This is a genomic window from Pseudoalteromonas sp. SWYJ118, from assembly GCF_015864505.1.
Lineage (GTDB): Bacteria > Pseudomonadota > Gammaproteobacteria > Enterobacterales > Alteromonadaceae > Pseudoalteromonas > Pseudoalteromonas arctica.
Genome location: NZ_JADYXC010000022.1, coordinates 38,099 through 61,620 on the forward strand (window position 1 = coordinate 38,099; position 23,522 = coordinate 61,620).

Sequence of the window (23,522 nt, forward strand, 5' to 3'; positions counted from 1 at the left end):
AGCGTATAAGTGTGCATTACATGACTAAAAACTAGCAGTTCATAAAGCCTCAGCTATATTTATTAAATACTTATAATGAGTTAGTTGAGGCCTTGCTAAATGAAATTATTGATCTTTTTATTGTTCATTAGCTGTATTAAAGTTGATGCAACTGAAATCACAATAGTAACGGAAGTATTTCCGGATTTTCAGTATCTCAATGAAGATAATAAACTCGTTGGCCGCTCTGTCGAGAAAGTTCATAAAGCGCTAGAAGGCACTGGTATAAAATACACTATGTTGGCGCATAGTTGGGCCATATCTTACAATGCAGCGCTACGCGATAAAAACACCTGTATATTTTCAATTGTTCGATTACCTAATAGAGAAAGTAAGTTTAACTGGGTAGGTGAACTGGAAAGCTTTGATTCAGCCATTTATGGTCTAAAGTCCAGAGGTATAAAGTTAAATACTCTCAATGATGCTAAAAAATATAAAATAGCAGTACTGCGTGATAACTTTAGTCATCACTATTTGCTTGAAAGGGGCTTTAGTGAGAACAAGCATTTATTACTCATCGATAGCCTAGATAAAATAGATAAACTTATAAGCACTCGTCACGATATTCTTGATTTTGTTGTTCTTAGCAAAAAGCAATTTAGCTATCGAATAAAAACTGAGCCTAGGCTTGAGCTACTCGAGCCATTACTAAATCTAAATACAGCTCAATCTCCATTATTTTTTGCTTGTAATATAAATATGGATCCGGCCTTAGTTGTTCAATTAAAAGTCGCCTTTAAAGGCAATTAAACAGTTTAAAAAACAGTTTAATCAATGTAACCTCATGAAATTAAATTACTTTAATATATTTTATAAATATAAATTGCCGCATTTTAAAAACCGATTATAATCCAGCTGCTTTTTGTTTAAAAAAGCACTAACTTTTTGGAGCGTTAAATGGGTGATTTAATCGGGATTAGCTTATTGATCTTGATCAGTGCGTTGTTTGCTATGTCAGAAATAGCAATTGCAGCGTCGCGTAAAATAAAACTGCGAGTAATGGCAGATGAAGGGAATATAAAGGCAGCAGCGGTACTAAAGCTACAAGAAAATCCAGGGGCTTTTTTTGCCATGATCCAAATAGCACTCAACGCGATAGCGATATTGGGTGGTATTGTGGGCGAGCAGGCCTTATCGCCTTATGTTGAAAGTGTGTTGGTATTGTTTTATCAAGGTGCGCATTTAGAAAAAATTAGCTTTTTATTCTCGTTTTTTACTATTACATCCTTATTTATATTATTCGCCGATTTAATGCCAAAGCGTTTAGCGATGATCATGCCAGAAGCGGTCGCTGTTAGAGTGGTTACAATAATGCGCTGGGTTACCTTTGCATTAACCCCGCTGGTAATGTTTTTTAATGGTGTCACTAACTTTGTGTTGCGCTTATTTAAAGTACCCGCTGAGCGAGAAGACAATGTGACAACTGAGGACATTGTTGCCATGATGGAAGCAGGTGCTGCATATGGCAGTTTACAAAAGCAAGAGTATGAACTCATTGGCAATGTGTTTGACCTAGAAGCACGATTTTTATCAAGCGTAATGACGCCACGCGACCAAATTGTATATTTTGATTTAAACGAATCTAGCCATGATATTGCGACTAAAATTATTGACCATCCTCATAACCACTTTTTAGTGGTGTCAGGAAATTTAGATAAGTTGCATGGCTCTGTTGAATCTAAAGATATTTTACGACAAGTACTAAAAGGCGAAGCCGCCAATATAAACGACGACCTAATTGATAAAGATGTTTTTTACTTACCGGAAACATTAAGCCTATCAGAAGCTTTAAATGCGTTTAAAAGTGCAGCAAAACCATTTGCTGTTGTCGTAAACGAATATGCGCTTTCGGTGGGTATTGTAACGGTAAAAGATTTAATGAAAGGGTTTATGGGTGATTTAATCACTCATCAAGGCGACGAATTAATCATAGAACGCGATAAAAATTCATGGCTTGTAGATGGCTTAACCCCAATTACCGATTTAGCAAAAGTACTTGATATAGAAGAATTTCCTGACCAGATGCACTATGAAACGGTCGCTGGTTTTTTAATTTACAATATGAAGCGAATACCTAAACGCGCGGAGCATTTAACTTTTTCAGGCTTTAAGTTTGAAGTTGTTGATGTAGAAGGAATTAGGGTAGAGCAGTTGTTAGTTTCAAGGGTTATTAACCCGCAGAGTGCTAATATCCTTTAAAATAAGGTGTGCGCTTTAGTTTTTATATAAATAGCCAAGCTGTATTTGCTTGGCTTTTTTGTGTCTGTTAAAAGCTTTGTTTCTAAAATGAGATATTATTTCAATATGTTAAGTTGTTTTATTTTCATACAGTCTTGATTCTATTTTCATCTAATTAACATTAAATGCAACCTAAGACGTATATTGTACTGAGGAGTGTAAGTTTGTGTAAATTTCTTCTAATTAAGATTCATTATCAGCGCGTTTTAATTTAGAATGATCGTTCACTCTAAACTAAAAGGTATTTAACATGCAGCGTTCCCGCATCGCTTTATTTGTATTGTCAGCCCTCGTCGGTTCTGTTGCTTTAACTGGTTGCGATCAGGCTGCTGAGCAGTCACAAGCTTCAGCTCCTAAAGCTGTACCAGTGGGTGTACTTACATTAAAAAGCCAAGCGCTTACTCTCAAAAAAGAACTTCCTGGTCGTATCAGTGCATTTCAAATTGCAGAAATTCGCCCACAAGTAAGTGGTATTGTGCAATCTCGTTTATTTGTTGAAGGTAAAGAGGTTAAACAAGGCCAGGCTCTGTATCAAATAGACCCTGCGACATTTGAAGCAGACTTAGCAGCAAGTGAAGCAAGTGTTGCACGTGCTCAGGCGAGTATTTCAAGTAGTAAAGCTAAAGCATCTCGTTTTAGCGAGCTTTTAAAAATAAAAGCGGTAAGTCAGCAAGACTTTGATGAAGCAGATGCCGCATACAAACAAGCAAAAGCAGAATTATTAACGGCTAAAGCGCAGTTAAAATCGGCGCAAATTAACCTTGATTACAGCCATGTGTCGTCACCAATTAGTGGTCAAATTAGTAAATCAAGCGTAACTGTAGGTGCACTAGTTAGTGCTAACCAAAGTACTGCACTTGCTACAGTGACTCAGTTAGATCCAATTTATATCGATTTAACACAATCAAGTAATGAGCTTACCAAACTTAAAAAAGCAATATCATCAGGTGCTCTAAGTGTTGATTCGACTAGCCAAACTGACGTTGAACTTATTATGGAAGATGGCTCTGTTTATCCTCATAAAGGCACATTGCAGTTTTCTGAAGTGACAGTTGATCCAAGTACTGGCTCAGTAATACTACGTGCTAAATTTTCAAACCCAGAAAAATTATTACTGCCAGGCATGTATGCCCGAGCTTCTATTGTGGAAGGTGTTAAGGCGGGTGCTATTTTAGCTCCGCAACGTGGTGTTAGCCGTAATTCAAAAGGCGAACCAACAGCAATGGTTGTCAGCAAAGATAACACAGTAGAAAGCCGCGTATTAAAAGTAGATAGAACGATTGGTTCTGATTGGCTTGTTACTGATGGCTTAATGGATGGCGATAAATTAATAGTTGAAGGTTTACAAAAAATCCGCCCTGGTGCACCAGTGAATCCATCTGAAATTCAATCGTCTACTAAAGCCGATCAAGCGCAATAACGGAGAGTTTTAATGTCACGATTTTTTATCGATAGACCGATATTTGCTTGGGTACTCGCTATTGTAGTGATGCTTGCAGGTATTTTGGCAATTAGGAGTTTACCTATTTCGCAGTATCCTTCAATTGCACCACCTGCAGTGAGTATTACTGCAACGTACCCTGGTGCATCTGCACGTACACTTGAAGATACGGTAACGCAAGTTATTGAGCAAAAAATGAAAGGACTTGATGGCCTGCTTTATATGTCATCTACGTCTGAGTCGAGTGGTTCTGCTACGCTTACACTTTCGTTTAGCGCTGAAACTGACCCTGATATTGCACAAGTCCAAGTGCAAAATAAACTAGCAACAGCGACTCCACTATTACCAGAAGCCGTTCAAAGGCAAGGTGTTGTAGTTGCAAAGTCAGCGCGTAACTTTTTAATGGTTTATGCTTTTGTGTCTAAAGATGGCAGCATGACCAATATTGATATTGGCGATTATGTTTCATCAAACGTGCAAGATATTGTCTCACGTGTTGAAGGCGTAGGTGAAGTGCAGCTGTTTGGTTCTCAGTACGCGATGCGTATTTGGTTAGACCCTTCAAAGTTACAAAATTATAAGCTGACACCTGCTGATATTAGTGCATCAATTAGTGCGCAAAATGCACAAGTATCTGCCGGTCAACTTGGCGGTATGCCTGCCGTTGATGGTCAGCAACTTAATGCAACAGTAACGGCTCAAAGTCGATTACAAACGCCAGAGCAATTTGAACAAATATTGGTTAAAACCAATCCAGATGGCTCTTTTGTACGTCTAGAGGACGTTGCTAGAGTAGAGCTTGGCGGTGAAAGCTACCGCGTTGTTGCTCGTTACGATGGGCAACCTGCATCAGGATTAGGTATTAAATTAGCCAGTGGTGCTAACGCACTTGATACTGCCGCTGGAGTTAAAAAAGCGATTGAAGAGCTAAAACCGTTTTTCCCTGAAGGGTTAGATGCTGTTATACCTTACGACACAACGCCGTTTGTATCGTTATCTATCGAAAAAGTTATTCACACCTTAATTGAAGCTGTTGTACTTGTTTTTGTAGTTATGTATTTGTTCCTACAAAACTTTAGAGCGACACTTATACCAACAATAGCAGTACCAGTGGTTTTACTAGGTACGTTTGGTATTTTGTACACCTTTGGTTATTCAATAAATACGCTAACGATGTTTGCGATGGTACTTGCCATAGGCTTATTGGTAGATGACGCAATCGTTGTTGTAGAAAACGTTGAGCGCTTAATGACCGAGGAAAAACTCTCGGCACTTGAAGCTACGCGTAAATCTATGGATGAAATTAAAGGCGCGCTGGTAGGTATTGCCATGGTGCTTTCTGCGGTATTTATCCCAATGGCATTCTTTAGTGGCTCTACCGGTATTATTTATCGTCAGTTTTCTATAACACTGGTATCGGCGATGGGGTTATCTGTTTTAGTTGCTCTTATTTTAACGCCTGCATTGTGTGCAACGCTTTTAAAACCAAGCCATGTACATAACAATGAGACGTTATTTGGCCGATTTTTTACAGGCTTTAACCGTGGTTTTGATAAAACAAATTCAGGTGCACAAAGCTTTGTAGGCCGTATGCTTACGCACTCTAAACGCTACTTACTTATTTATGGCGTGATTGTGGGCGGTATGGTTTATGTATTCTCAAGCTTGCCAACAGCATTTTTACCTGACGAAGACCAAGGTATTTTGTTTAACCAAGTATCATTACCGGCAGGCTCTACAACACAGCAAACGCTTGAGGTTGTTAAAAAGGTAGAAAATCACTTTTTAAACGATCAATCTGAAGCCGTAAACGGTATTTTTACCGTTACTGGTTTTAGTTTTGCAGGCTCTGGCCAAAACTCAGCAATTGCCTTTGTTAACCTTAAACATTGGGATGAGCGTCAGCGTGACGAGTTATCTGTTCAAGGTGTTGCAGGTAAAGCAATGGGGTACTTTTCAACGATAAAAGAAGCGTTTGTGTTTGCATTCCCGCCACCTGCAATTGTTGAACTGGGAACTGCTAATGGCTTCAATATTTTCTTACAAGACCGTGTAGGCCTAGGGCATGACGCACTTTTGGCTGCACGAAATCAGTTATTAGGTTTAGCAAGCCAAAGTCCAATTTTAGCGGGCGTACGTCCAAATGGACAAGAAGATATGCCAGAACTACAACTTGATACAGATTTGGCAAAAGCCGAAGCGCTTGGTGTGTCGCAAAACGATATTAACAGTACACTTTCGACAGCATGGGGTAGTAGTTATGTGAATGACTTTATTGACCGTGGTCGAGTTAAAAAAGTGTATATGCAAGGTGATGCACAATCGCGCATGGTGCCTGAGGACCTAAATAAGTGGTATGTGCGCAATGATAATGGCGATATGGTGCCGTTTTCAGCGTTCGCTAGTGCTTACTGGACGTATGGTTCGCCACGTTTAGAGCGTTACAATGGTTTTTCAGCAATGGAAATTCAAGGTAGTGCAGCGCCGGGTTATAGTACAGGCCAAGCAATGGATGAAATGGAGCGTTTAGTTAAACAGCTGCCTAATGGTATTTCGTCTGAGTGGACCGGTATTTCATTCCAAGAGCGCTCAAGTAGTGGTCAAGCACCTTTACTATATGGCTTATCGCTATTGTTTGTATTTTTATGTTTAGCTGCACTTTATGAAAGTTGGTCGGTACCGTTTGCGGTAATGATGATTGTGCCACTGGGTATATTTGGTGCAATTATGGCAGCGCTAGGCGGTGGTTTATCAAACGATATTTACTTGCAGGTAGGCTTGTTGACCACCATTGGTTTGGCATCTAAAAATGCGATACTGATTGTAGAGTTTGCGATTCATAAAATGGATGATGGGCTTGGCTTAGTTGATGCGGCTATTGCAGCTGTACGCTTACGTTTACGTCCAATACTCATGACTTCGATGGCCTTTATTTGTGGTGTTTTACCACTTGCAATAGCCTCAAGTGCGGGTTCTGGTGCGCAAAATGCGTTAGGTATTTCGATTATTGGCGGCACACTCGCATCATCAATATTAGTTGTTGTATTTGTACCGTTGTTCTTTGTGTTAGTTCGCCGTGTATTCCCTGGTAAAACTAACGAGACAACAAAGGAGAGCGCAGAATGAGCATTAAAACATTCAGCCTAAGTGCAATTGCTTTATTGGTGCTAAGTGGTTGTCAATTAGCGCCAGAGCAAAAAGACCTTGCTCTACCAGTATCTGATGCTTATGCATCAGGTACTGAGCAAAGCGCTGCGCAGCAATTAAATTGGCAGCAGTTTTTTAATGATGAAAAACTACAAACGTTAATTAGTCAAAGCCTTGAGCACAATAAAGACATGCAAATTGCAGTGCTTAATGTGCAGCGTGTTCGTGGTTTGTATCAAATTGAAGACTCTGCTTTGTATCCGTCGCTTGATTTAAACGCATCTGGTACGCGCCAGCGTTTACCGGCTGATTTATCGGGTACTGGCGATGCAGCTATTAGCTCGCAATACAGTGCAACGGTAGGTATTACCTCATACGAGTTAGATATTTGGGGCAAAGTGCGCAATCAATCAGCGCAAGCATTGCAAAATTTATACTCTACAGAGCTTAGCCAATACAGTACGCAGGTGTCTTTAATTTCAGAGTTGGCAAATGCATGGCTTAATTACGCAACAGACTTACAACTGCTAGAGCTTGCAAAAGAAACGTTAACCTCTCAGCAAGAGTCATTATCGCTTACACAAAAAAGCTTTGATTTAGGTGCAACGTCTTCTATTACGCTTGAGCAGCTTAGAAGTACAGTTGCTACAGCAAAAGTAGACATAGCAACGTATAAGCGTTTATTAAAGCGTGATAAAAGCGCTCTAGATTTATTAGTGGGTAAATCTGTTTCGGCTGATTTACTGCCAAATAAAGACCTTACCAACTTGATTACCATGCCAGAAGTACCGGTTGGCTTACCGTCTGATTTGCTATCGCAGCGCCCAGATATTAAAGCCGCTGAGCATTTACTGCTTGCTGCAAATGCCAATATTGGTATTGCACGTGCAGCGTTTTATCCAAGTATTAGCTTAACGGCCAATGCAGGGTCTGCTTCAAGTGATTTGAGTGGCTTGTTTGATTCGGGCTCAGGTACATGGAGTTTTGTACCGTCAATTAGCTTACCTATTTTTAATATGGGACGTAACCAAGCAAATCTTGATGTAGCAAAAGCAGATCAAGAAATTGCAGTGGCAACGTACCAGCAAAAAATTCAAAATGCGTTTCGCGAAGTGGCCGATGCACTCGCCGACAGAGAAGGCTATCAAGAGCAATTAAGTGCGCTTGATATGCTTATAAGTAGCCGACAAACCACGTTTTATTTATCAAAAATGCGTTACGAAAAAGGCGCAGATAGCTACTTACAAGTACTTGATGCTCAGCGTACATGGTATGGCGCGCAGCAACAGTTAATTAGCGGCCAGCAATCATATCTTGCTAGCCAAATTAACTTATACAAAGCGCTTGGTGGCGGATGGAATACGAGCGACAAAACAACTCAGGAAGAGCAGTAATATTAGCAGCTCGCTGGCGAGCTGCATTTTAATGATACAGCGAGGCTATTTATAGTGCTCGCTTTACTGAGTTTAAGACTTAGTAGTGGAGTTGAACATGAAGCCTAAAGCAAAAAGGCAAACAGATCCCGCGATAGCGCAAGCTAGGCGCGAACAAATACTAACAGCTGCTGCAGAGTGTTTTCACCGAAAAGGTTACCACGGTGCAGGCATGGCTGAAATATCTAAAACAGCAGGGATGAGTGCAGGCCATATTTATAATTACTTTGAAAGTAAAGAAGCAATTATAGAAAGCATTATTGAAAAAGACATGGAAGAGATGTTTTCTATCTTCCAACAGTTTGAAGATCATCCTGGTGATGTACTTCAAGCGCTCATTGATGGCTTAAACATTGGTGTGCAAAGGCACATGGACACGGGATCGTGTGTTATTGATTTAGACATGATGGCTGAAGCAGGTCGAAATGTTAAAGTGGCAACACTTTTACGCGAAACTGATGTTCAGGCAAGAGATCGCATGAGACAGCTTTTAACAAGTGAGCGAAGTGCGCTAAAAGATATTGATGAACTTGAACTTGAAAGCCGAATTAATGTTATTTTTTCGATGATGGCAGGGTTATTACTCAGAAAGTTACTCTACCCAGAGTTAACCGAAGAAACAGTATTAATAGCGCTTCGTCCAGCGATGAAAACATTACTAATGCCATTTGATAAAGCATAGTAAAGCGCAAAATAGATAAACTAAAAAGTAAGCTAGCCAATTATTGGCTAGCTTTTTTTATACTTTAAAAACGCTCTATTGACCATTGCAGAGCAATTATTGCTATTGCTACAGAACCCATAGGCATAAGCCACTTTTTATACCAGGTGTAGTTACGTACATAAATAAGCAATGGCAGCGCAACCAGTAATATACTGAGCTGACCGATTTCGACACCTAAATTAAATGCTAAAATGCTCAATAATTGATAGTCGCTCGACAAGCCAAGCTCGCCAAGTACGCTGGCAAACCCCATCCCATGTAGTAAACCAAAAGCAAAAGTAAGCCACCCTAAACGAAGTACCAACGGCCAAACATTATTTAATGCTGCAGATAAAACAGATATAGCAATTCCAAGCTCTACCCAACGACTATTTGGCGAGACTAAGTTCATAGCTGTTGCTGTAAGCGTAATAGAGTGCGCAAGCGTAAACGCGGTTACTATCCATGCTGTGTGTTTAATAATTTGTTTTTTAGAGCTAATACCTTGCCATGCTTTATCGCTGCGAGTTAAAACACAGGTAAGTAACAGGGCGATTAAAAATAAAATATGATCAATACCAATCCAGATATGTAAAACACCCTGATACACGTATTGATTAAACGTACTTAAATAACTTGTTTGCTCAAAGCTAAATGTTTGCTGAGCCTCGTTGATATTAAATACACGAGATACACCGTTTATATTTACGATAGATTTATGGTTAGCATCAGTCTTAAAAAAAGCAGAATAGGAAAGGGAGATTATTTCACTGTCATTGCAATTAAACATTAGCGGAATAACCAAATAAGGCTGGTTAAAATGGTTATCTAACTGATAGATACCTTCACTTGTTAAAGGGCATGCTTGCTCGTTTTGCGTGATATTTAAATTTTCTGTAATGAAGTTATTAATTGAGCTGCGCTTTGCTTTTATTTCTGCCCATGAAATTTGCCCGTCTTTATCTAAATCCAAAGGCACTGCGTGCTCTAAGTCGGCTATATTTATTTGCCAGGTACCCGTGTATTGTTTTTTGTTGGTGTCGTTATCGTTTTTGCTATTTAGGGTTATATAACTTGTACTTAGTTGATGGGCCAAGCTGTAAGTTGAGAAAATACACAGCATTAAAGTGAGTATAAATAGATAAGGCGTTTTCATAGTGTATCTCGTTGCATCGCTTTTGCTTGAGTAAGTAATTGCTCATCGGTGCTCATTTTAGCCTGTTGCCAATTAATATGAGCCCAGTAAAGTGCTTTTTCGCGATTTGGTTGTACATCAAGGTAATATTTAGCTAAGTCACTTGCATGAAATGAATCTTTGCGAAGCTCTCGTAGTGTAACTCTTTTCGCCATTGTATTTTGCCATTTTTTATCGCGTTTATTTAGTTTTTTTTCTGCGATTGAAAGTCTTAGCAAAATAGCATCCTCTAAATTACTTTTATCAGGAAGCAGTACGCTTAATGTATTTAATACTTGTTGTGGTTGATTAAGAGCAAGTTGAATATCGGCCCATAAAACAATGAGGCTCACAGGAGCTTGAACTAAATCTACGCTTTGTAAGTGAGACATAGCTTGTTTGTAGTTATTTAAACGGTAGCTCATTTCACTTAAAACATGGTTTGTAGCTAGACTAGTTTGGTTATTGTTTATAATTTTAACTAATGCTTGGTAGCTGTCTAAAACGCTTTCATGTTGGCTTTGTACATCGAGTACACAGGTGCTAGCAGTAATAGTGCTTACTTGCCCAATTAAGGCTACGCAGTGTTTTTTTGCTTGTGCGAACTTACCTTGAGTCATAAATATATTGGCTAGCAATAAATGGCTATTATTATGTTTTGGCTCTCCAATCAAAACGTTGTTTGCAATATCAATAGCTTCGTCAAAAAGGTGCTCTTTTTGTAAAACCCGAGCATATAGGTAACCAATTTGAGATGTAGGTGTTTGTTTATATAGCTGGGCTAAACGGGTTTTAAGTAGCCCCTGTAAGCGCTCTGTTTGGCCTGCATATTGGCTATTTGTTACTAATGTATTTATTTCGTCGACAGAGAGTGAAGCACTCAGTGTTGAATTACTTGAGGCAATAACTGCGTCATCTTTTGGGATAAAAGGAGCCGCACTCACCGCAAGAGAGGTTAAGCAAATAGCAATAATAGTGAGGGGGTTAAATACTGATAAATGCATTGTAAATATCCTTTGAAAAAAGCCATCCATGGCCTGTCAGCTTAATTACTTGTTTAGTTGCTAATTTAGTTACCGTTTGTTGAAATCAATCCATCAACATCGGTATCGGTGTTTGTAAACACCCGACCGTTAACAGTTAACGGCTCTGCATTTGGGGCTTGATTAAATGCATCGGTTGCAAATTGAGCAAAGTCGACTTGTAGTGCGTCAATTGTAATGTTCACTGTTGCAGTTACTTGCGAATTAACGCCATCACTTACACCAAACATAAAACTATCTGAACCTGTCACTTCTTTATTCGGTGTGTAGGTAAAGTTACCATCGCTATTAACGCTAACAGTTCCAAGAGTTGGCTCACTTGTTAACGAGTAAGTAAGCGAATCGCCATCATTGTCGGTTGCGCTGAGCATATCGGTAATGCTTACTTCAGTTTGTGTTGTTAGCATTGCATCACTTGCTGTAGGTGCGGTGTTTACAACCGGTGTAGGTTGTTTTTTATCGTCATCGCTACTACATGCACCCAATGTTAATGCACTGAGGAGAACACAAATATGGGTAGTTTTTAAATTACGCATTAGTTAACTCCTTATTTAGATCCTGCAATAGGTGTTGCAAGGTATGGGAATGTTGAGTCCATCATTGTTGCATCAATAGGTGCGCCATCAGTAAATGGAACTGTACCCGTATTAGCATCCTCTGGTGCACAAAGACCTAAGTCAGTGTCTTCACCATTTACAGGAATAGGATGACATAAACGACCCATCACAACGCGCAGTGCAATATCAACCACATCATCACCCGGGCGACGACCATTTGGGAAACCAGCTAAGTCATTGCCAGCTACACCAAATGCAGATTGATCAGCTTGCGCTGTTGCTGCAATGGCTGTGTTTAAACGCAGCATTTCTGAAGGTGTTACCGTTGCTTGTTGATTAACGCCTGCAAAACCCGTTAAAAATGCAGTGATTAAATCAGTACGCGGAAAGTTAGTGGGTGCTAGTGTTTCAAAGCTAGTATCAAGGGTAGAGTTAACAGCATCTTTAAACAAAATGTTTAATAACTCTGGTAGTGCTGGATGAGATACATAATCTAAAAATTGTGCATCATCTTTAGGATGAGCTGTAGAGAATGTATCTTTATCTTTAATACCAATTACAAGCTCGTTTACAAGTGGGCTACCAAGGCGTGAAACCTGAGTTAATGCACCGCCGTTTACCGCATTATTAGCAAATTTAGCATTTGGGTTTAATACACGTGCTTGGGGTAAGCTTGCTGTTGTCCACGAGCCAATTACTTTATTTCCATCACCTACAATACAACTCTTTGGTATTTCGATAGCAATTGATGTGACGTTTTTATCTGCAAGGTCGTCGTTATCTGCCGATTGTGTAATACCACCTGGAAAACCGCCGCCGTCACCAGCACCTGGGGCGCTGTCACCCTCTACAGGTACATAGTTAACTAAATCAAATGTTTTACCTAGGTTAACTACAAACGGGTCTTTACGCTGTCCTACAAAAACTTGTGCCATGCTTTCACAGTTAGGAATTGAAACCTGATACACAAATTGATCCGCATAAGTTTGGTAATCACTCATCGATCCAAATGTCTTATCACCTACATAATCAAGTGGTTTAGAGAATGTGCTTGAGTTTGAGGCTGTGTTGTTTAATACAGTAGCTTCGCCAGTACGCTGTGCGCCGCTAATCATGCTCATTGTGTATGATTCGCTAAAGTTAGCTGCGCTGTCATCACCTGCAGCCACGCCGCCAACATTTTTAAGTGGCACAGAAACAGTGCGTTGATTTCCTTCAGGTCCAACCGTTAATTGCACGCCTTGATTATCGTTAGGGAGCATGCTTTTAAAGTTAAACGCAAATGTAATATCTTCAACAGCATCGCCATCGTTATCGATATGAATGCTGTAAGTTGCATCCGGATCCATTGCAAAGTAATTAGGGCCGCCGTATGCGTCTTGTAGCGGGATGTAGTTAGCTATTAGTGTTACAAAATCGCCACGGCCTTGCTCGTAACTATTAAATACATAAAAATCGGTTGAATCTAAAGTCGGGAAACGGCTTATATTTGGCGCTTCTCTGTGGCTAGATGCTTCACTTGGTGCACTTACAAACGTACTACATATTACTACTGCGAGTATTGATGGAGTTAAAGCTTTCATGACTTTGTCCTTTAGTTTTGATTGAAGTCATAGCTAATAACGGGGCAGGATTTAAATTGGATGCAAAAAAGTTAAATTAAATTTATATTTTGTTAAAAAACTTGAATTAAGGGTTGGCTACTTTATACAAGCAGCCAACATTGGTCATAATAGCAAGGTTATAAAAGTACCAGCTCTGTGGTGTATAACACCTCAGTCGGTAATCCATTTGGCGAGCCACCAATAGGCTCTAAGCTTACTGCAAGCAACGCTATGTCGGTTGCTTTAAAGCGGCTATCTTTGAAAAGTATTTTATTGCCTTGTTTTGGAAGTAAACCCAATGAAATAGGCGTATCCTGCCCCTTTAAAATCATCCACAGCTCGTAATCTTTATTTGATTGAGCAACCAATTGGCTACTGGCTTTAATTGAAAGCCCTTGCTCGTTAACATCAATAAACCACAATGATTGCTTATCTTGGTTTTGAACCAAGGCAATTTGTTGCGTTTGAACAACATTAGTAGAGGGTTGAATAACCAAAAAGGCTAAAACAATACATGCGGCAGTTGCCACAAAAGACCATGTACGCCAAATAGAGGGCTTAGTATGTATCACCGTTTTGGTGGGTTGCTGGTTTTCAATTCGCTGTAATATATTTATCCATACATCGTCACGTGGCGTTTGTGGTGTAATAGCACTTGCCAAGTTATTTAGGTTCTGCTCCCACATACTTGTTGCTTCACGTGCTTGGTTTGAACTAAGCAACAGACGTTGAAAACGCTTACGGGCAAGCCCTCTAAGTGTGCCAAGCACATACTGCCCAGCAAGTGCGTCTAATAGTTCGGGTTTATTATAATTCATAATGTTAAACACCTTTGCAGCTGCATAAGCCCACGCCTGATCCAGCTTTTAACTGTACCTAATGGCGTTTCTATATGATCCACTAACTCGCTATGACTCAGCCCTTTGTAATAAGCTAAGTGAATAGCCTGCTTTTGTTGCGGCTCAAGTTGTTCTATACAATTAACTAGTTTTGTTTCTTCATCGTAATTAATGTCAATGCTTTCATTCTCATATTCATCATCGCCTAGCGACTGTTCTTTTCGTACCTTGTGATAGCGCAGCGAATCAAGACTTCTATACCTAACTATACTTATCATCCAACTAATAACAGTGCCTTTAGAGGCGTTATATTCAGATGCGTTATGCCAAATTTTTATAAAAGCGTCTTGTAGTGCTTCCTCAGCATGTACTCTATTTGTGAGCATGTTTAAACTAATCGCAAAAAGTTTGCCGCTAGTTTGTTGATACAAACTCGAGAAAGCATTTTTGTCTCCTTGTGCTGTTGCGCACAAAAGAGGGAGTAAATCATCGTTATCCATAGGGGTCCTGTTTTTCTTATTATCATTGAGAAAACGGTTGAGAGTGTGATTTGGATGCAAAAAATTTAATTGATTTTTAGATTAGCTGCTTTATACGTTAGTACAAGCAATAACCGATCAGTGTTTGAAATTTAGACGTGTAAGTATAATTTATTCACATGTTTGTAAAAAATGCACAAAGAGCAGATTGCACTTAAATTTATTTTATTATTAACATTATATATCAATAGCTTATAATTTTAATTTGAATTTAAAATGCCATTTATATGGCGTGATATTTGCAAAAGAGTACATAAAGCCGTTTAAATTAAAATTAGAAAATTGGAATTATTTACACAAAGGAGAAACTATGTGGGCTGCAATTGGTTATTCACTTTTAGCATTACTACTTATTTTTATTGGTTGGGAAGTAAACTCTGTTTACTTTGCTATTGTTTTTTATTGGACTGCACTGTCACTTTTATTAGTGAGTACCGCATATATTTTTAATACAGCAAAAATATTTAGAAAACGTGAAAATGGGGTGATCCCATTTTATATACGTTGGGCGTTTGTGCCATTTTTATTTGGTGTGCAAATTTATAATGCCTGGTCACGTAAGCGCGATAAAGTGCCGCCAATTCAAAAAATAAACGAAAACCTATTTTTAGCTTGCCGATTATTTCCCTCAGACATAGACACATTAAAAGATAACGGAATTACTGCAATTTTAGACGTTACGTGTGAATTTGACGGACTCGAGTGGAGTTCAACACAAGAGAATATAAATTACTTAAACATTCCGGTGCTCGATCATAGTATTCCTACCCATTCTCAGTTAAATCAGGCTATTAATTGGATACATCATCATATTAAAGAAAACCGTCGCGTAGTTGTACATTGTGCTTTAGGCCGTGGGCGGTCAGTTTTTGTAATGGCGGCTTATTTATTGAGTCAAAACAAAAATGCAGATGTACATGAAGTACTTGCACAAATAAAGGAAACCCGCGAAACCGCAAACTTAAATAAGCATCAGCTGCGTCATTTAGCTAAGCGCCATAAAAAAGGCGAGCTGCTGATTAAAAACAAAGCAGTTTTAATTGCAAATCCAGTATCTGGTACACGATTATGGCAAGAAAAAGAGCACTTAATTGTTGCGCGGTTATCGGCCTATTACGATTTAAAAGTACTTACTACTTCACAAGACGTAAACGGTATTGAGCTTGCTAAACAGGCAATTGCGCAAAATCCAGACATGATAATAGCGTGTGGAGGCGATGGTACAGTGGCCGAAGTTGCAAGCGTACTTGTAAATACACAATGTAAGCTAGGTATTATACCAATGGGGACTGCAAACGCACTTGCGCATGTATTGATGGGGATTAGCTCTAAATTTATTCCTGTTGAACAAGCCTGTGATTTAATAATTGATGGTCAAACAAGCACAATAGATACCGCTTATTGTAATAACGAATTAGTACTTTTATTAGCGGGTATTGGTTTTGAGCAATCTATGATAGAAAGAGCAGATAGAGAGTCGAAAAATAAGTCGGGGCAACTTGCCTATTTAAATGGTTTTTTTGAAGCCTTTGGTGAGCAAAAATCACAGCTACTTAGTGTAAAACTCGATGATAATGAGCCGAAAGAAATATGTACAAATAGCTTTATTGTGGCTAATGCTGCGCCTTTTACAACGTTATTGGCTCAAGGTGGTGGGCAGCCAGATCATAGTGACGGGCTTCTTGATGTAAATTGGCTAACACCAAATAATGAAAATTCTACGACAATATTGAGTATTGCAGAACTGATGTTTAGCAGTTTAACGCAAACACATTTAGCTATAAATTCGCATCATACAAATGCTAAAAGAGTCGAGGTGACAGGCGAAGGAGAGCTTAAGTACGTACTTGACGGTGAAGTTAAAACTGCTCACAGACTCGTTATTACTATTGAGCCGGCCTCATTAAATGTGATTTGCAAAGAGCAATAAATCGCGCTAGTTACAATTAAAAAAGGAGCTAAATTAGCTCCTTTTTTACATCATTTTTTAATTGATGGCCAAACAAACCCTGTTGTATCCGGCGCTTGAGAAGATGTTTCTCTCGGTGCACTTTTTGGTCTACGAATAGGTTTGTTATTTATAGTGTGAATATAAAGTGCTTCCACTTTATCGCGAGCCCAAGGCGTTTTACGCAAAAACTTTAAACTCGATTTAATGCTCGGTTGATCAGTAAAACACTTAATTTTCACTTGCTCGCCAAGGGTTCTCCAGCCAAGTCGCTGTTCTAACTCAACAAGTATTTGTTCTAACGTTACCCCATGTAAAGGGTTTTTAGGTTGATTATCCATAGCCATACTACTTATTTAAACTGCGTGCATTGTAGCTCAAATCAGCTTTTAGCGCTAATTCACAGTGATTGTTTTAGGAGCGGTTGGGTAAATAGCATTACCTTGTTTATCTATTTTAAGCCAAATGAGTTGACTGTTACTGTGTTGAGGGTTTTTAGCACCGCATAAAAGTGTAAAAGAGTGAATTTGTATTAACGCGCCTTCGCTATAGCGTTTGTTGTCGTACCAACAGTTTGATTCTTCATTTACAAACTGGTTTGCATCAATAATTGAATGGGTTTTAAGGGTTGTTGCTTCACTAAATATTGAATACGATAAGCTGCTAAAACAAAAGCATAGAATTAAAAAGTTACGCATTAGAGGCCTTTAAATAGGGAGGGTTAAAAATAATACATTAAGCTAAAAAACGTGCTAGTGTAAAGTACACAAAGTGATTTTAATTATAAACTTAGTTACTCACAGAACAACTTGGATTCAAATAAAAGGTGCACACAATGCAATTTAATCAAACAATGATCGAAGAATTCACACTATTAGCGAAGTTTCCTCGCGACAGTAAAATGCAGGGTATTAAATTACACTCAGACGCAGAGCCAAGCTTACTTAGTGCAGCGCAACGTTTATTTGAAAAAGGGATTATAGATAGCCCAGATGGCGGATATTTAACTGATCTGGGCTTAGATTTAATTGAGCACATTACGGTTATTCATAGTGCGCTACAAAGCTAGCTAACCTGAACTCTAGTTAGTTACTGAACTAGCTTAATTTGCATCGGGTTGATTTTGCGGTGCAGCATCATTAAATGCAGCTAATTTATTACAGTGTTCGTAAATAGCTGCAATTTTTGGATAAGCGCTCATATTTACGTTAAAACGAATTGCATTAAATACTTGCGGCACTAAACAAATGTCAGCAAGTGTTGGTTGATTACCAAAACAGTAGTCATCATTTTCGTTTAGCATCAGTTCTATTTTTTCAAAACCAACTTCTATCCAATGTCGATACCACTTATTTTTAGCCTCGTCATCAACACCTAATTCGTTCGATAAATACTTCAGCACGCGTAAATTATTAACAGGATGAATATCGCAGGCAATGGCAAAGCTTAAATTTCTTATTTGTGCTTTTTGCCACGCAGTTCCTGTAATTAATGGCGATTGCGGATAAGTTTCATCAAGCCATTCCAGTATTGCAAGCGATTGTGCTAAAACACCATTATCGGTTTCAAGTGCAGGTAGTAACCCTTGCGGATTAGTCGCTAAGTATTCTTCCCCAAGCTGCTCCGATTTTAAAAGGTTAACAATAGCAAGTTCATGATCAATTGCTTTTAAGTTAAGCGCTATACGTACCCTATAGGCCGCTGATGAGCGAAAGTAGCTGTATAATTTCATAATTAATCCTGTGAACCTGTAAATTGTTTTTTAATAGTACGCCAGCAATCGGTATAGTTTGGTTGGCGCTCTTTGCCTTCTAGTGCATATTTTGTTGGTGAAATTATATAGCGCGACTCAAACATAAAGGCCAATGTGTTTTCGTATTTTTGTGGTGTAAGCTCAGCATTTGAGGCTTTTTCAAATACGTCGGCTTCAGGTCCATGTGGCGACATACAATTGTGTAAACTTGCACCACCAGGTACAAAACCATGCTCTTTTGCATCATACACACCCTCAATCAAGCCCATAAATTCACTCATAATATTGCGGTGATAATAAGGCGGGCGAAATGTATTTTCGGCTACCATCCAACGTGGTGGAAATATCACAAAATCGACATTTGCCATACCCTCAGTAGCAGAAGGAGAGGTTAGCACAGTGAATATAGATGGGTCGGGATGATCAAAACTTACTGTATTCATTACATTAAAACGCGATAAGTCGTATTTATAGGGGGAGCTGTTACCCGTCCATGCAACCACATCAAAAGGAGAGTGCTTAATTTCACAGCTAAATAAATTACCGTTGAATTTAGATACAAGCTCAAAGTCACCTTCTTTATCTTCAAAGGCAGCAACGGGGTATTGAAAGTCTCTGTCGTTGGCGTAACCGTTTGCACCAACAGGTCCTCGCTCTGCAAGCTCTAACGCATGGCCATAATTTTCACAAATATAACCACGGGCTGTATCATCAATTAAATCAACAGCGAACTTAATTCCTCTGGGAATTACAGCAATTTCACCTGGTTTAATGCTTAACTTACCGCACTCGGTGTGAATTAATAACTCACCTTGCTGAGGGACAAACAACATTTCGCCATCGGCATTGCAAAAGTAACGTCCTTGCATTGACTGATTAGCGACATATACATGAATGCCAATACCAGATTGCCCATTAGCACTGCCATTAGCAGCCATAGTTACCAAGCCATCAATAAAATCAGTAGGCTGTGAAGGCATATCAATAGGATTCCAACGTAGCATTGTTGGTGGTGTTACGGCCTCAGTAATTGGGGCTGTTCTTATTAGGCCGTTATCAATTGCTTGGTAATCACCTTGCACTACCGACGGACGAAGGCGGTAAAACCAAGTGCGGCGATTTGAAGCGCGAGGAGCCGTAAATGCAGTCGAACTAAATTGCTCGGTGTATAAATCGTATTTAACCTTTTGTGGGCTAAATTGTCCTATTGGCAATGCACCGGGTAGCGCTTGTGTTTCAAATTCATTACCAAAACCTGTCATATAACTTAATTGTGTCGTCATTACTGACTCCTGTGAGAGGGGGGTTGGTTTAATATTATTTTTATTTCAGTTAAGGTACTCTCAAGTGAGACTAATATCAAATGTGCAACTATGCATCTACGTAAATATTAATGAACACCAAAGTAAACCTTACAAAGCTGGGATAACTAAAAATGAAAATTGATTTAGCAACGTTTTTACCTTATCAATTAACGAATGTAGCAACACGTGTAAGTAACGACTTTGCCGAGGTTTATCAAACTAAGTACGGTTTAAATATTCCCCAGTGGCGAATACTTGCTAATTTAGCGCAGTATGGCCAAAGCAACGCAAAAGATTTATGCACGCAAGCAAATATGGACAAGTCGACAGTGTCGCGCGCGGTAAAAGTTTTAATAGATAAAGGTTTAGTGAGAAGTGAGCTAAATGAGCAAGACAAACGCGCAGCATTACTTGTGCTGAGCCAAGCAGGGCAAAACTTATATGAAAATATAGCGCCCGATGCACTGAATTGGGAAAAACAATTACTGAGCACTTTAACTAACGAAGAATACGAAGTGCTAGTGAGTATTTTTGAAAAGTTAAATAACAAATTAAAGGCATAAAAAAGCCCACCAAAGTGGGCTTTTAAAAGATGTTTTAGGTTACAGCTCTAAATTAGAAAGTGTAACGAAGACCTACACGCATTTGCCATACAGATGCATCAGTTTGTACTGATGTATTTGCATTATTTCCGTTAAAGCCTGAGTAAACGTAACGGCCTTGATCATCAAGTGATGTTTCGATCATGCTAGCGCCTACGAAAGGACCTTTTTTAAGTACGCCCCAATCATCGTTTAACAGATTTGTAAGGTTATCAATTACGAAGAATGCTTCACCTTTGTGACCTTCCATAAAACCAGGAAGCTCTTGAGTTAACTTAAAGTTAAACTTAACAAACCAATCAGAGTTTTCAGCGTTACGGCTAGTCGTTTGACCACGTTCTAAACCATTTGATGCGATAAAATCATTGAATTCATTGATATCAGCAGCGCTCATGTCGTAAACAACGTTAGGATCGTTTTCAAGTGGAACATACAATAGCTGGCGGTTGCCATTCCAGTTGTTGTCACCAAAAGTATCTTTATCACTGCCATCAAATGTGTAGCTGTATGGTAGGCCTTTATATGCTTCACCGAATAGGTTAAAGCGAGTAGCAAATCCATCAACAAACTCATGACTATAACCAAGAGTCATAGTAAAACGATGTGGAATTTCGTAATCAGATGAAGCAACACCTGGGTTACCTGGATCTGTTAGCGCAATATTACCGTAGTTTGAACCAGCTACAGAGCTAGTCATTGGGTTAACATCATCAGAATCTGTGTATGCATAACCAAAGTTAACGCTTACGCCATTATCAAACATTTTGCTAACAGCTAGTGAGATAACTGATGAATCACCGCTATCACCGCTAACATTTGTTAGTAAGTATTCGTTTGAACGACCTTCAATTGATTCGTAAATAGGGCGGCCGTCAAACGTAGTTGTACCTGTATCTTGAAGTGCGATGTCACGCATTAACGCAGCATCTTTTTTCTTCGAGTATAAGTAATCAAGAGAGATTACGTACTCGTTTTCAGTTGTGTACGTTGCACCAAGTGAGTATTTCCACTCTGATGGGATTTCAAAGTCTGGGTCAACAGCGTTTGCTTGTGAATCGCCTGAGCCGATTACAGTGTCAGCTACTGCATCAAATTGAGACTGAGGTACTTCAAATCCTGGAGTACCATTATTTACATTAGGTGTTGCGAACAAGTCGATAGAACCAAACTGGTTTGCACTAATGTTAGTAATGCCGTCGTTTGAGTAAGAGTTAGATAACCAAACGTTAGGGTTACCGCCTGAGAACAAGCCAACACCTGCACGTACTTCAAGTGCATCTGTCGCGTACCATTGGAAGCCTACACGAGGTTGAATTAAATCAATACCATCAAATGTACTTTGGTTACTGTAGCCATAGCGATCAGTAAAGTTTTGATTTAAGTTAGGTACATCATCACTGGTGTATTTATCGTAACGTAAACCAAACGTAATATTTGCGTCTAAGTCAGTAAACGAATACTCGTCTTGCACGTAAAATGTATGCTGAGCGTACGAAAAACTCGCAGCAGCATCGTTTGGATCATTTGTAGCAGCAGCATTGTTGTAGTAAACAGCACTTGCAATACCATTTTCAAAATCATCAACATTGTTGAAACGGTATTCACCTTCAGTATGCTGAACGAATAAGTTAAATACATCTAACTCTTCAAACTCGTAACCAGCAGTAATTGTGTGCTGATCAAGGTAGTAAGTACCTGCAACTTTAAATGTAGTTGTATCGTAGTCTAAGTCATTAGATTGACGTGAGTCATCTGGACCAATATAAACTGTACCACCATCTTCGGTACGAATTTGCATTTCACCAAAGCTGCTTGCTGCATCTAGTGATTGTACTGTTGCATCTAGCTCAGACTTACCAATACGTACTTCAGTAGAGAAGTCATCTGACCAATCAGAGTAAACAGATGCAATGATTGAAGTGAATTCTGCACTTTGGTCATAAAAGTGATTAGATAGTGATACACGGCTAGAACCAGTATCAGACTGTGAAACAGTATTACCATCGTTGTAGTTATAGATTAAGTTTGCACGGTGATCTTCGTTGATGTTCCAATCTAGTTTAACTAAGATTTTTTCATCTTCAACAGGCATACTTGAAGGCATTCCGCCTACATCGTAACCATATACAGTTTGAGCAACGCTTGTGATACGCGAGATATCATCAGCAGTTACACTGCCGCTGCTTAAACCATCGTAGTTAAACTGTTGAACACCTTCAAGTTTTTCATATGAAGTAAATAAAAATAGTTTATCTTCAATTAGTGGAAGACCTACGTTGAAGCCGTAACGTTTTTCGGTGTAGTTACCGTTATCAACGTCATCACCTTCAATTTTATCACCCTTGAAAGAGTCACTAGTGTAATCGTAGAAAACAGCGCCATGAACATCATTGCCACCAGATTTGGTTACAGCGTTGATGTTACACGATGTAAAACCACCGTATTGAACGTCAAACGGTGCAAGTTCAGCTGAAACTTGTTCAATTGAATCAAAAGAGAAAGGGGCGCGAATAGTAGGGTAACCATTTGAGCTTAAGCCGAAGTTATCGTTCATACGAACGCCGTCTAGCGTTAAGCTGTTGTAGCGAGGGTTACCACCACCACAGTTAATTGAACCACGGCTATCATCAATTGTGATACGCGGGTCGATACGAATAATGTCTTTTAAATCACGGTTAATAGCTGGTGTATTTTCAAGATCAGTTAGCGTAAATGTAGACGCCGGACCAGTACCACCTGACATAGAGCTGATTGGTGCGCCAGAAACTACAATTTGTTCCATGCTTGATTGTGACTCAAGAGAAACGTTTACTGGGTAATCGTTACCAATATTAAGAATTATGTTATTGAATTCTTGGTCTGCATATACATCTGAATCAACAACTACTTTATAAGGACCGCCAACTCGCAGGCCTTTAGCTGTGAAATAACCAGCGTCATTTACTTCAGTTGTTTTTACTGATCCAGAAGGTACGTGTAAAATTGTTACTTTAGTGCCGGCTGCTGGGTTGCCGTTAGGCCCCATCACTTGACCTTTAATTGCTGAGGTCGTTTCGTTAGCCATTGCAGCGCCACTTACACCAACACATGCTGCAATAGCAAGTGAAAGAGCTGTTTTGCGTAATTGAGTTTTCATTTAATTTTCCCGTGTAGTTATT

At 39.3% G+C, this 23,522-nt stretch carries 20 protein-coding genes; 9 read left to right on the forward strand and 11 right to left on the reverse strand.

Going from position 1 to position 23,522, the window contains the following annotated elements:
- Window positions 1–99: 99 nt before the first annotated feature.
- The 6 genes from I6F48_RS17250 to I6F48_RS17275 all read left to right on the forward strand — a co-directional run bounded on the left by I6F48_RS17250 (window position 100) and on the right by I6F48_RS17275 (window position 8,980).
- Window positions 100–789, forward strand: coding sequence for an amino acid ABC transporter substrate-binding protein (locus I6F48_RS17250; protein ID WP_169045147.1), 690 nt, complete (start codon window positions 100–102; stop codon window positions 787–789).
- Between the two features lie 147 nt (window positions 790–936).
- The gene (locus tag I6F48_RS17255; RefSeq protein ID WP_007582388.1) at window positions 937–2,238 is read left to right on the forward strand and encodes a hemolysin family protein; all 1,302 of its coding nucleotides are present in this window, start codon (window positions 937–939) and stop codon (window positions 2,236–2,238) included.
- 289 nt (window positions 2,239–2,527) lie between these two features.
- Entirely contained in the window at window positions 2,528–3,697 is a 1,170-nt protein-coding gene (locus I6F48_RS17260) for an efflux RND transporter periplasmic adaptor subunit (protein ID WP_010553970.1), read from the forward strand.
- Between the two features lie 12 nt (window positions 3,698–3,709).
- Window positions 3,710–6,844 (forward strand): efflux RND transporter permease subunit, encoded by a 3,135-nt coding sequence (locus I6F48_RS17265; RefSeq protein ID WP_007582390.1) that lies wholly within the window; start codon window positions 3,710–3,712, stop codon window positions 6,842–6,844.
- Window positions 6,841–8,259: an efflux transporter outer membrane subunit gene (locus tag I6F48_RS17270; RefSeq protein ID WP_197119928.1), complete on the forward strand. Its 1,419-nt coding sequence runs from the start codon at window positions 6,841–6,843 to the stop codon at window positions 8,257–8,259. Before I6F48_RS17265 ends, I6F48_RS17270 begins: the two co-directional genes overlap by 4 nt.
- 97 nt (window positions 8,260–8,356) lie before the next feature.
- Window positions 8,357–8,980: a TetR/AcrR family transcriptional regulator gene (locus I6F48_RS17275; RefSeq protein WP_197119929.1), complete on the forward strand. Its 624-nt coding sequence runs from the start codon at window positions 8,357–8,359 to the stop codon at window positions 8,978–8,980.
- A gap of 64 nt (window positions 8,981–9,044) precedes the next feature.
- On the opposite strand, the gene I6F48_RS17280 is transcribed toward I6F48_RS17275, so the two are convergent.
- The 6 genes from I6F48_RS17280 to I6F48_RS17305 all read right to left on the reverse strand — a co-directional run bounded on the left by I6F48_RS17280 (window position 9,045) and on the right by I6F48_RS17305 (window position 14,718).
- Window positions 9,045–10,157 (reverse strand): HupE/UreJ family protein, encoded by a 1,113-nt coding sequence (locus I6F48_RS17280; RefSeq protein ID WP_197119930.1) that lies wholly within the window; start codon window positions 10,155–10,157, stop codon window positions 9,045–9,047.
- Entirely contained in the window at window positions 10,154–11,179 is a 1,026-nt protein-coding gene (locus I6F48_RS17285) for a hypothetical protein (protein ID WP_197119931.1), read from the reverse strand. The genes I6F48_RS17280 and I6F48_RS17285 overlap by 4 nt, the downstream gene beginning before the upstream one ends.
- 65 nt (window positions 11,180–11,244) lie before the next feature.
- Window positions 11,245–11,754, reverse strand: coding sequence for an Ig-like domain-containing protein (locus I6F48_RS17290; RefSeq protein WP_197119932.1), 510 nt, complete (start codon window positions 11,752–11,754; stop codon window positions 11,245–11,247).
- 11 nt (window positions 11,755–11,765) lie between these two features.
- Window positions 11,766–13,358 (reverse strand): DUF4331 domain-containing protein, encoded by a 1,593-nt coding sequence (locus I6F48_RS17295; RefSeq protein ID WP_197119933.1) that lies wholly within the window; start codon window positions 13,356–13,358, stop codon window positions 11,766–11,768.
- Between the two features lie 158 nt (window positions 13,359–13,516).
- A complete protein-coding gene (locus I6F48_RS17300) occupies window positions 13,517–14,197 on the reverse strand; it encodes an anti-sigma factor (RefSeq protein WP_197119934.1) in 681 nt (226 codons plus the stop codon).
- Window positions 14,194–14,718 (reverse strand): sigma-70 family RNA polymerase sigma factor, encoded by a 525-nt coding sequence (locus tag I6F48_RS17305; protein ID WP_197119935.1) that lies wholly within the window; start codon window positions 14,716–14,718, stop codon window positions 14,194–14,196. Before I6F48_RS17305 ends, I6F48_RS17300 begins: the two co-directional genes overlap by 4 nt.
- A 349-nt stretch (window positions 14,719–15,067) precedes the next feature.
- Between I6F48_RS17305 and I6F48_RS17310 the strand changes: the two genes are divergently transcribed.
- On the forward strand, window positions 15,068–16,687 hold the full coding sequence (locus tag I6F48_RS17310; RefSeq protein ID WP_197119936.1) for a diacylglycerol kinase family protein: 1,620 nt from the start codon (window positions 15,068–15,070) through the stop codon (window positions 16,685–16,687).
- A 50-nt stretch (window positions 16,688–16,737) separates the two neighbouring features.
- Here the strand turns inward: I6F48_RS17310 and I6F48_RS17315 are convergent, their stop codons facing one another.
- Window positions 16,738–17,046 carry a VF530 family DNA-binding protein gene (locus tag I6F48_RS17315; protein WP_010553962.1) on the reverse strand — a complete coding sequence of 103 codons (309 nt, stop codon included), beginning with the start codon at window positions 17,044–17,046 and terminating at the stop codon, window positions 16,738–16,740.
- Window positions 17,047–17,100: 54 nt separating this feature from the next.
- Complete coding sequence (locus I6F48_RS17320; protein WP_165728355.1) at window positions 17,101–17,403, reverse strand: DUF1496 domain-containing protein; 303 nt, start codon at window positions 17,401–17,403, stop codon at window positions 17,101–17,103.
- A gap of 137 nt (window positions 17,404–17,540) precedes the next feature.
- Here I6F48_RS17320 and I6F48_RS17325 point away from each other — a divergent pair, with 137 nt between their 5' ends.
- Complete coding sequence (locus I6F48_RS17325; protein ID WP_007582405.1) at window positions 17,541–17,774, forward strand: TIGR02647 family protein; 234 nt, start codon at window positions 17,541–17,543, stop codon at window positions 17,772–17,774.
- 33 nt (window positions 17,775–17,807) lie between these two features.
- On the opposite strand, the gene maiA is transcribed toward I6F48_RS17325, so the two are convergent.
- Together maiA and hmgA are read right to left on the reverse strand one after the other, a co-directional pair.
- Window positions 17,808–18,437, reverse strand: a complete 630-nt coding sequence (maiA, locus tag I6F48_RS17330; RefSeq protein ID WP_024593138.1) for a maleylacetoacetate isomerase — start codon at window positions 18,435–18,437, stop codon at window positions 17,808–17,810.
- Window positions 18,438–18,439: 2 nt separating this feature from the next.
- On the reverse strand, window positions 18,440–19,741 hold the full coding sequence (hmgA, locus tag I6F48_RS17335) for a homogentisate 1,2-dioxygenase (RefSeq protein WP_197119937.1): 1,302 nt from the start codon (window positions 19,739–19,741) through the stop codon (window positions 18,440–18,442).
- Between the two features lie 152 nt (window positions 19,742–19,893).
- Between hmgA and I6F48_RS17340 the strand changes: the two genes are divergently transcribed.
- Window positions 19,894–20,325, forward strand: coding sequence for a MarR family winged helix-turn-helix transcriptional regulator (locus I6F48_RS17340; RefSeq protein ID WP_197119938.1), 432 nt, complete (start codon window positions 19,894–19,896; stop codon window positions 20,323–20,325).
- A 52-nt stretch (window positions 20,326–20,377) separates the two neighbouring features.
- Here the strand turns inward: I6F48_RS17340 and I6F48_RS17345 are convergent, their stop codons facing one another.
- Window positions 20,378–23,500 carry a TonB-dependent receptor gene (locus I6F48_RS17345; RefSeq protein ID WP_197119939.1) on the reverse strand — a complete coding sequence of 1,041 codons (3,123 nt, stop codon included), beginning with the start codon at window positions 23,498–23,500 and terminating at the stop codon, window positions 20,378–20,380.
- Window positions 23,501–23,522 lie beyond the last annotated feature (22 nt).

Coding starts and splice junctions, on each gene's coding strand:
- I6F48_RS17250 (WP_169045147.1), top strand. CDS start 100: ATGAAATTATTGATCTTTTTATTGTTCATTAGCTGTATTAAAGTTGAT.
- I6F48_RS17255 (WP_007582388.1), top strand. CDS start 937: ATGGGTGATTTAATCGGGATTAGCTTATTGATCTTGATCAGTGCGTTG.
- I6F48_RS17260 (WP_010553970.1), top strand. CDS start 2,528: ATGCAGCGTTCCCGCATCGCTTTATTTGTATTGTCAGCCCTCGTCGGT.
- I6F48_RS17265 (WP_007582390.1), top strand. CDS start 3,710: ATGTCACGATTTTTTATCGATAGACCGATATTTGCTTGGGTACTCGCT.
- I6F48_RS17270 (WP_197119928.1), top strand. CDS start 6,841: ATGAGCATTAAAACATTCAGCCTAAGTGCAATTGCTTTATTGGTGCTA.
- I6F48_RS17275 (WP_197119929.1), top strand. CDS start 8,357: ATGAAGCCTAAAGCAAAAAGGCAAACAGATCCCGCGATAGCGCAAGCT.
- I6F48_RS17280 (WP_197119930.1), bottom strand. CDS start 10,157: ATGAAAACGCCTTATCTATTTATACTCACTTTAATGCTGTGTATTTTC.
- I6F48_RS17285 (WP_197119931.1), bottom strand. CDS start 11,179: ATGCATTTATCAGTATTTAACCCCCTCACTATTATTGCTATTTGCTTA.
- I6F48_RS17290 (WP_197119932.1), bottom strand. CDS start 11,754: ATGCGTAATTTAAAAACTACCCATATTTGTGTTCTCCTCAGTGCATTA.
- I6F48_RS17295 (WP_197119933.1), bottom strand. CDS start 13,358: ATGAAAGCTTTAACTCCATCAATACTCGCAGTAGTAATATGTAGTACG.
- I6F48_RS17300 (WP_197119934.1), bottom strand. CDS start 14,197: ATGAATTATAATAAACCCGAACTATTAGACGCACTTGCTGGGCAGTAT.
- I6F48_RS17305 (WP_197119935.1), bottom strand. CDS start 14,718: ATGGATAACGATGATTTACTCCCTCTTTTGTGCGCAACAGCACAAGGA.
- I6F48_RS17310 (WP_197119936.1), top strand. CDS start 15,068: ATGTGGGCTGCAATTGGTTATTCACTTTTAGCATTACTACTTATTTTT.
- I6F48_RS17315 (WP_010553962.1), bottom strand. CDS start 17,046: ATGGATAATCAACCTAAAAACCCTTTACATGGGGTAACGTTAGAACAA.
- I6F48_RS17320 (WP_165728355.1), bottom strand. CDS start 17,403: ATGCGTAACTTTTTAATTCTATGCTTTTGTTTTAGCAGCTTATCGTAT.
- I6F48_RS17325 (WP_007582405.1), top strand. CDS start 17,541: ATGCAATTTAATCAAACAATGATCGAAGAATTCACACTATTAGCGAAG.
- maiA (WP_024593138.1), bottom strand. CDS start 18,437: ATGAAATTATACAGCTACTTTCGCTCATCAGCGGCCTATAGGGTACGT.
- hmgA (WP_197119937.1), bottom strand. CDS start 19,741: ATGACGACACAATTAAGTTATATGACAGGTTTTGGTAATGAATTTGAA.
- I6F48_RS17340 (WP_197119938.1), top strand. CDS start 19,894: ATGAAAATTGATTTAGCAACGTTTTTACCTTATCAATTAACGAATGTA.
- I6F48_RS17345 (WP_197119939.1), bottom strand. CDS start 23,500: ATGAAAACTCAATTACGCAAAACAGCTCTTTCACTTGCTATTGCAGCA.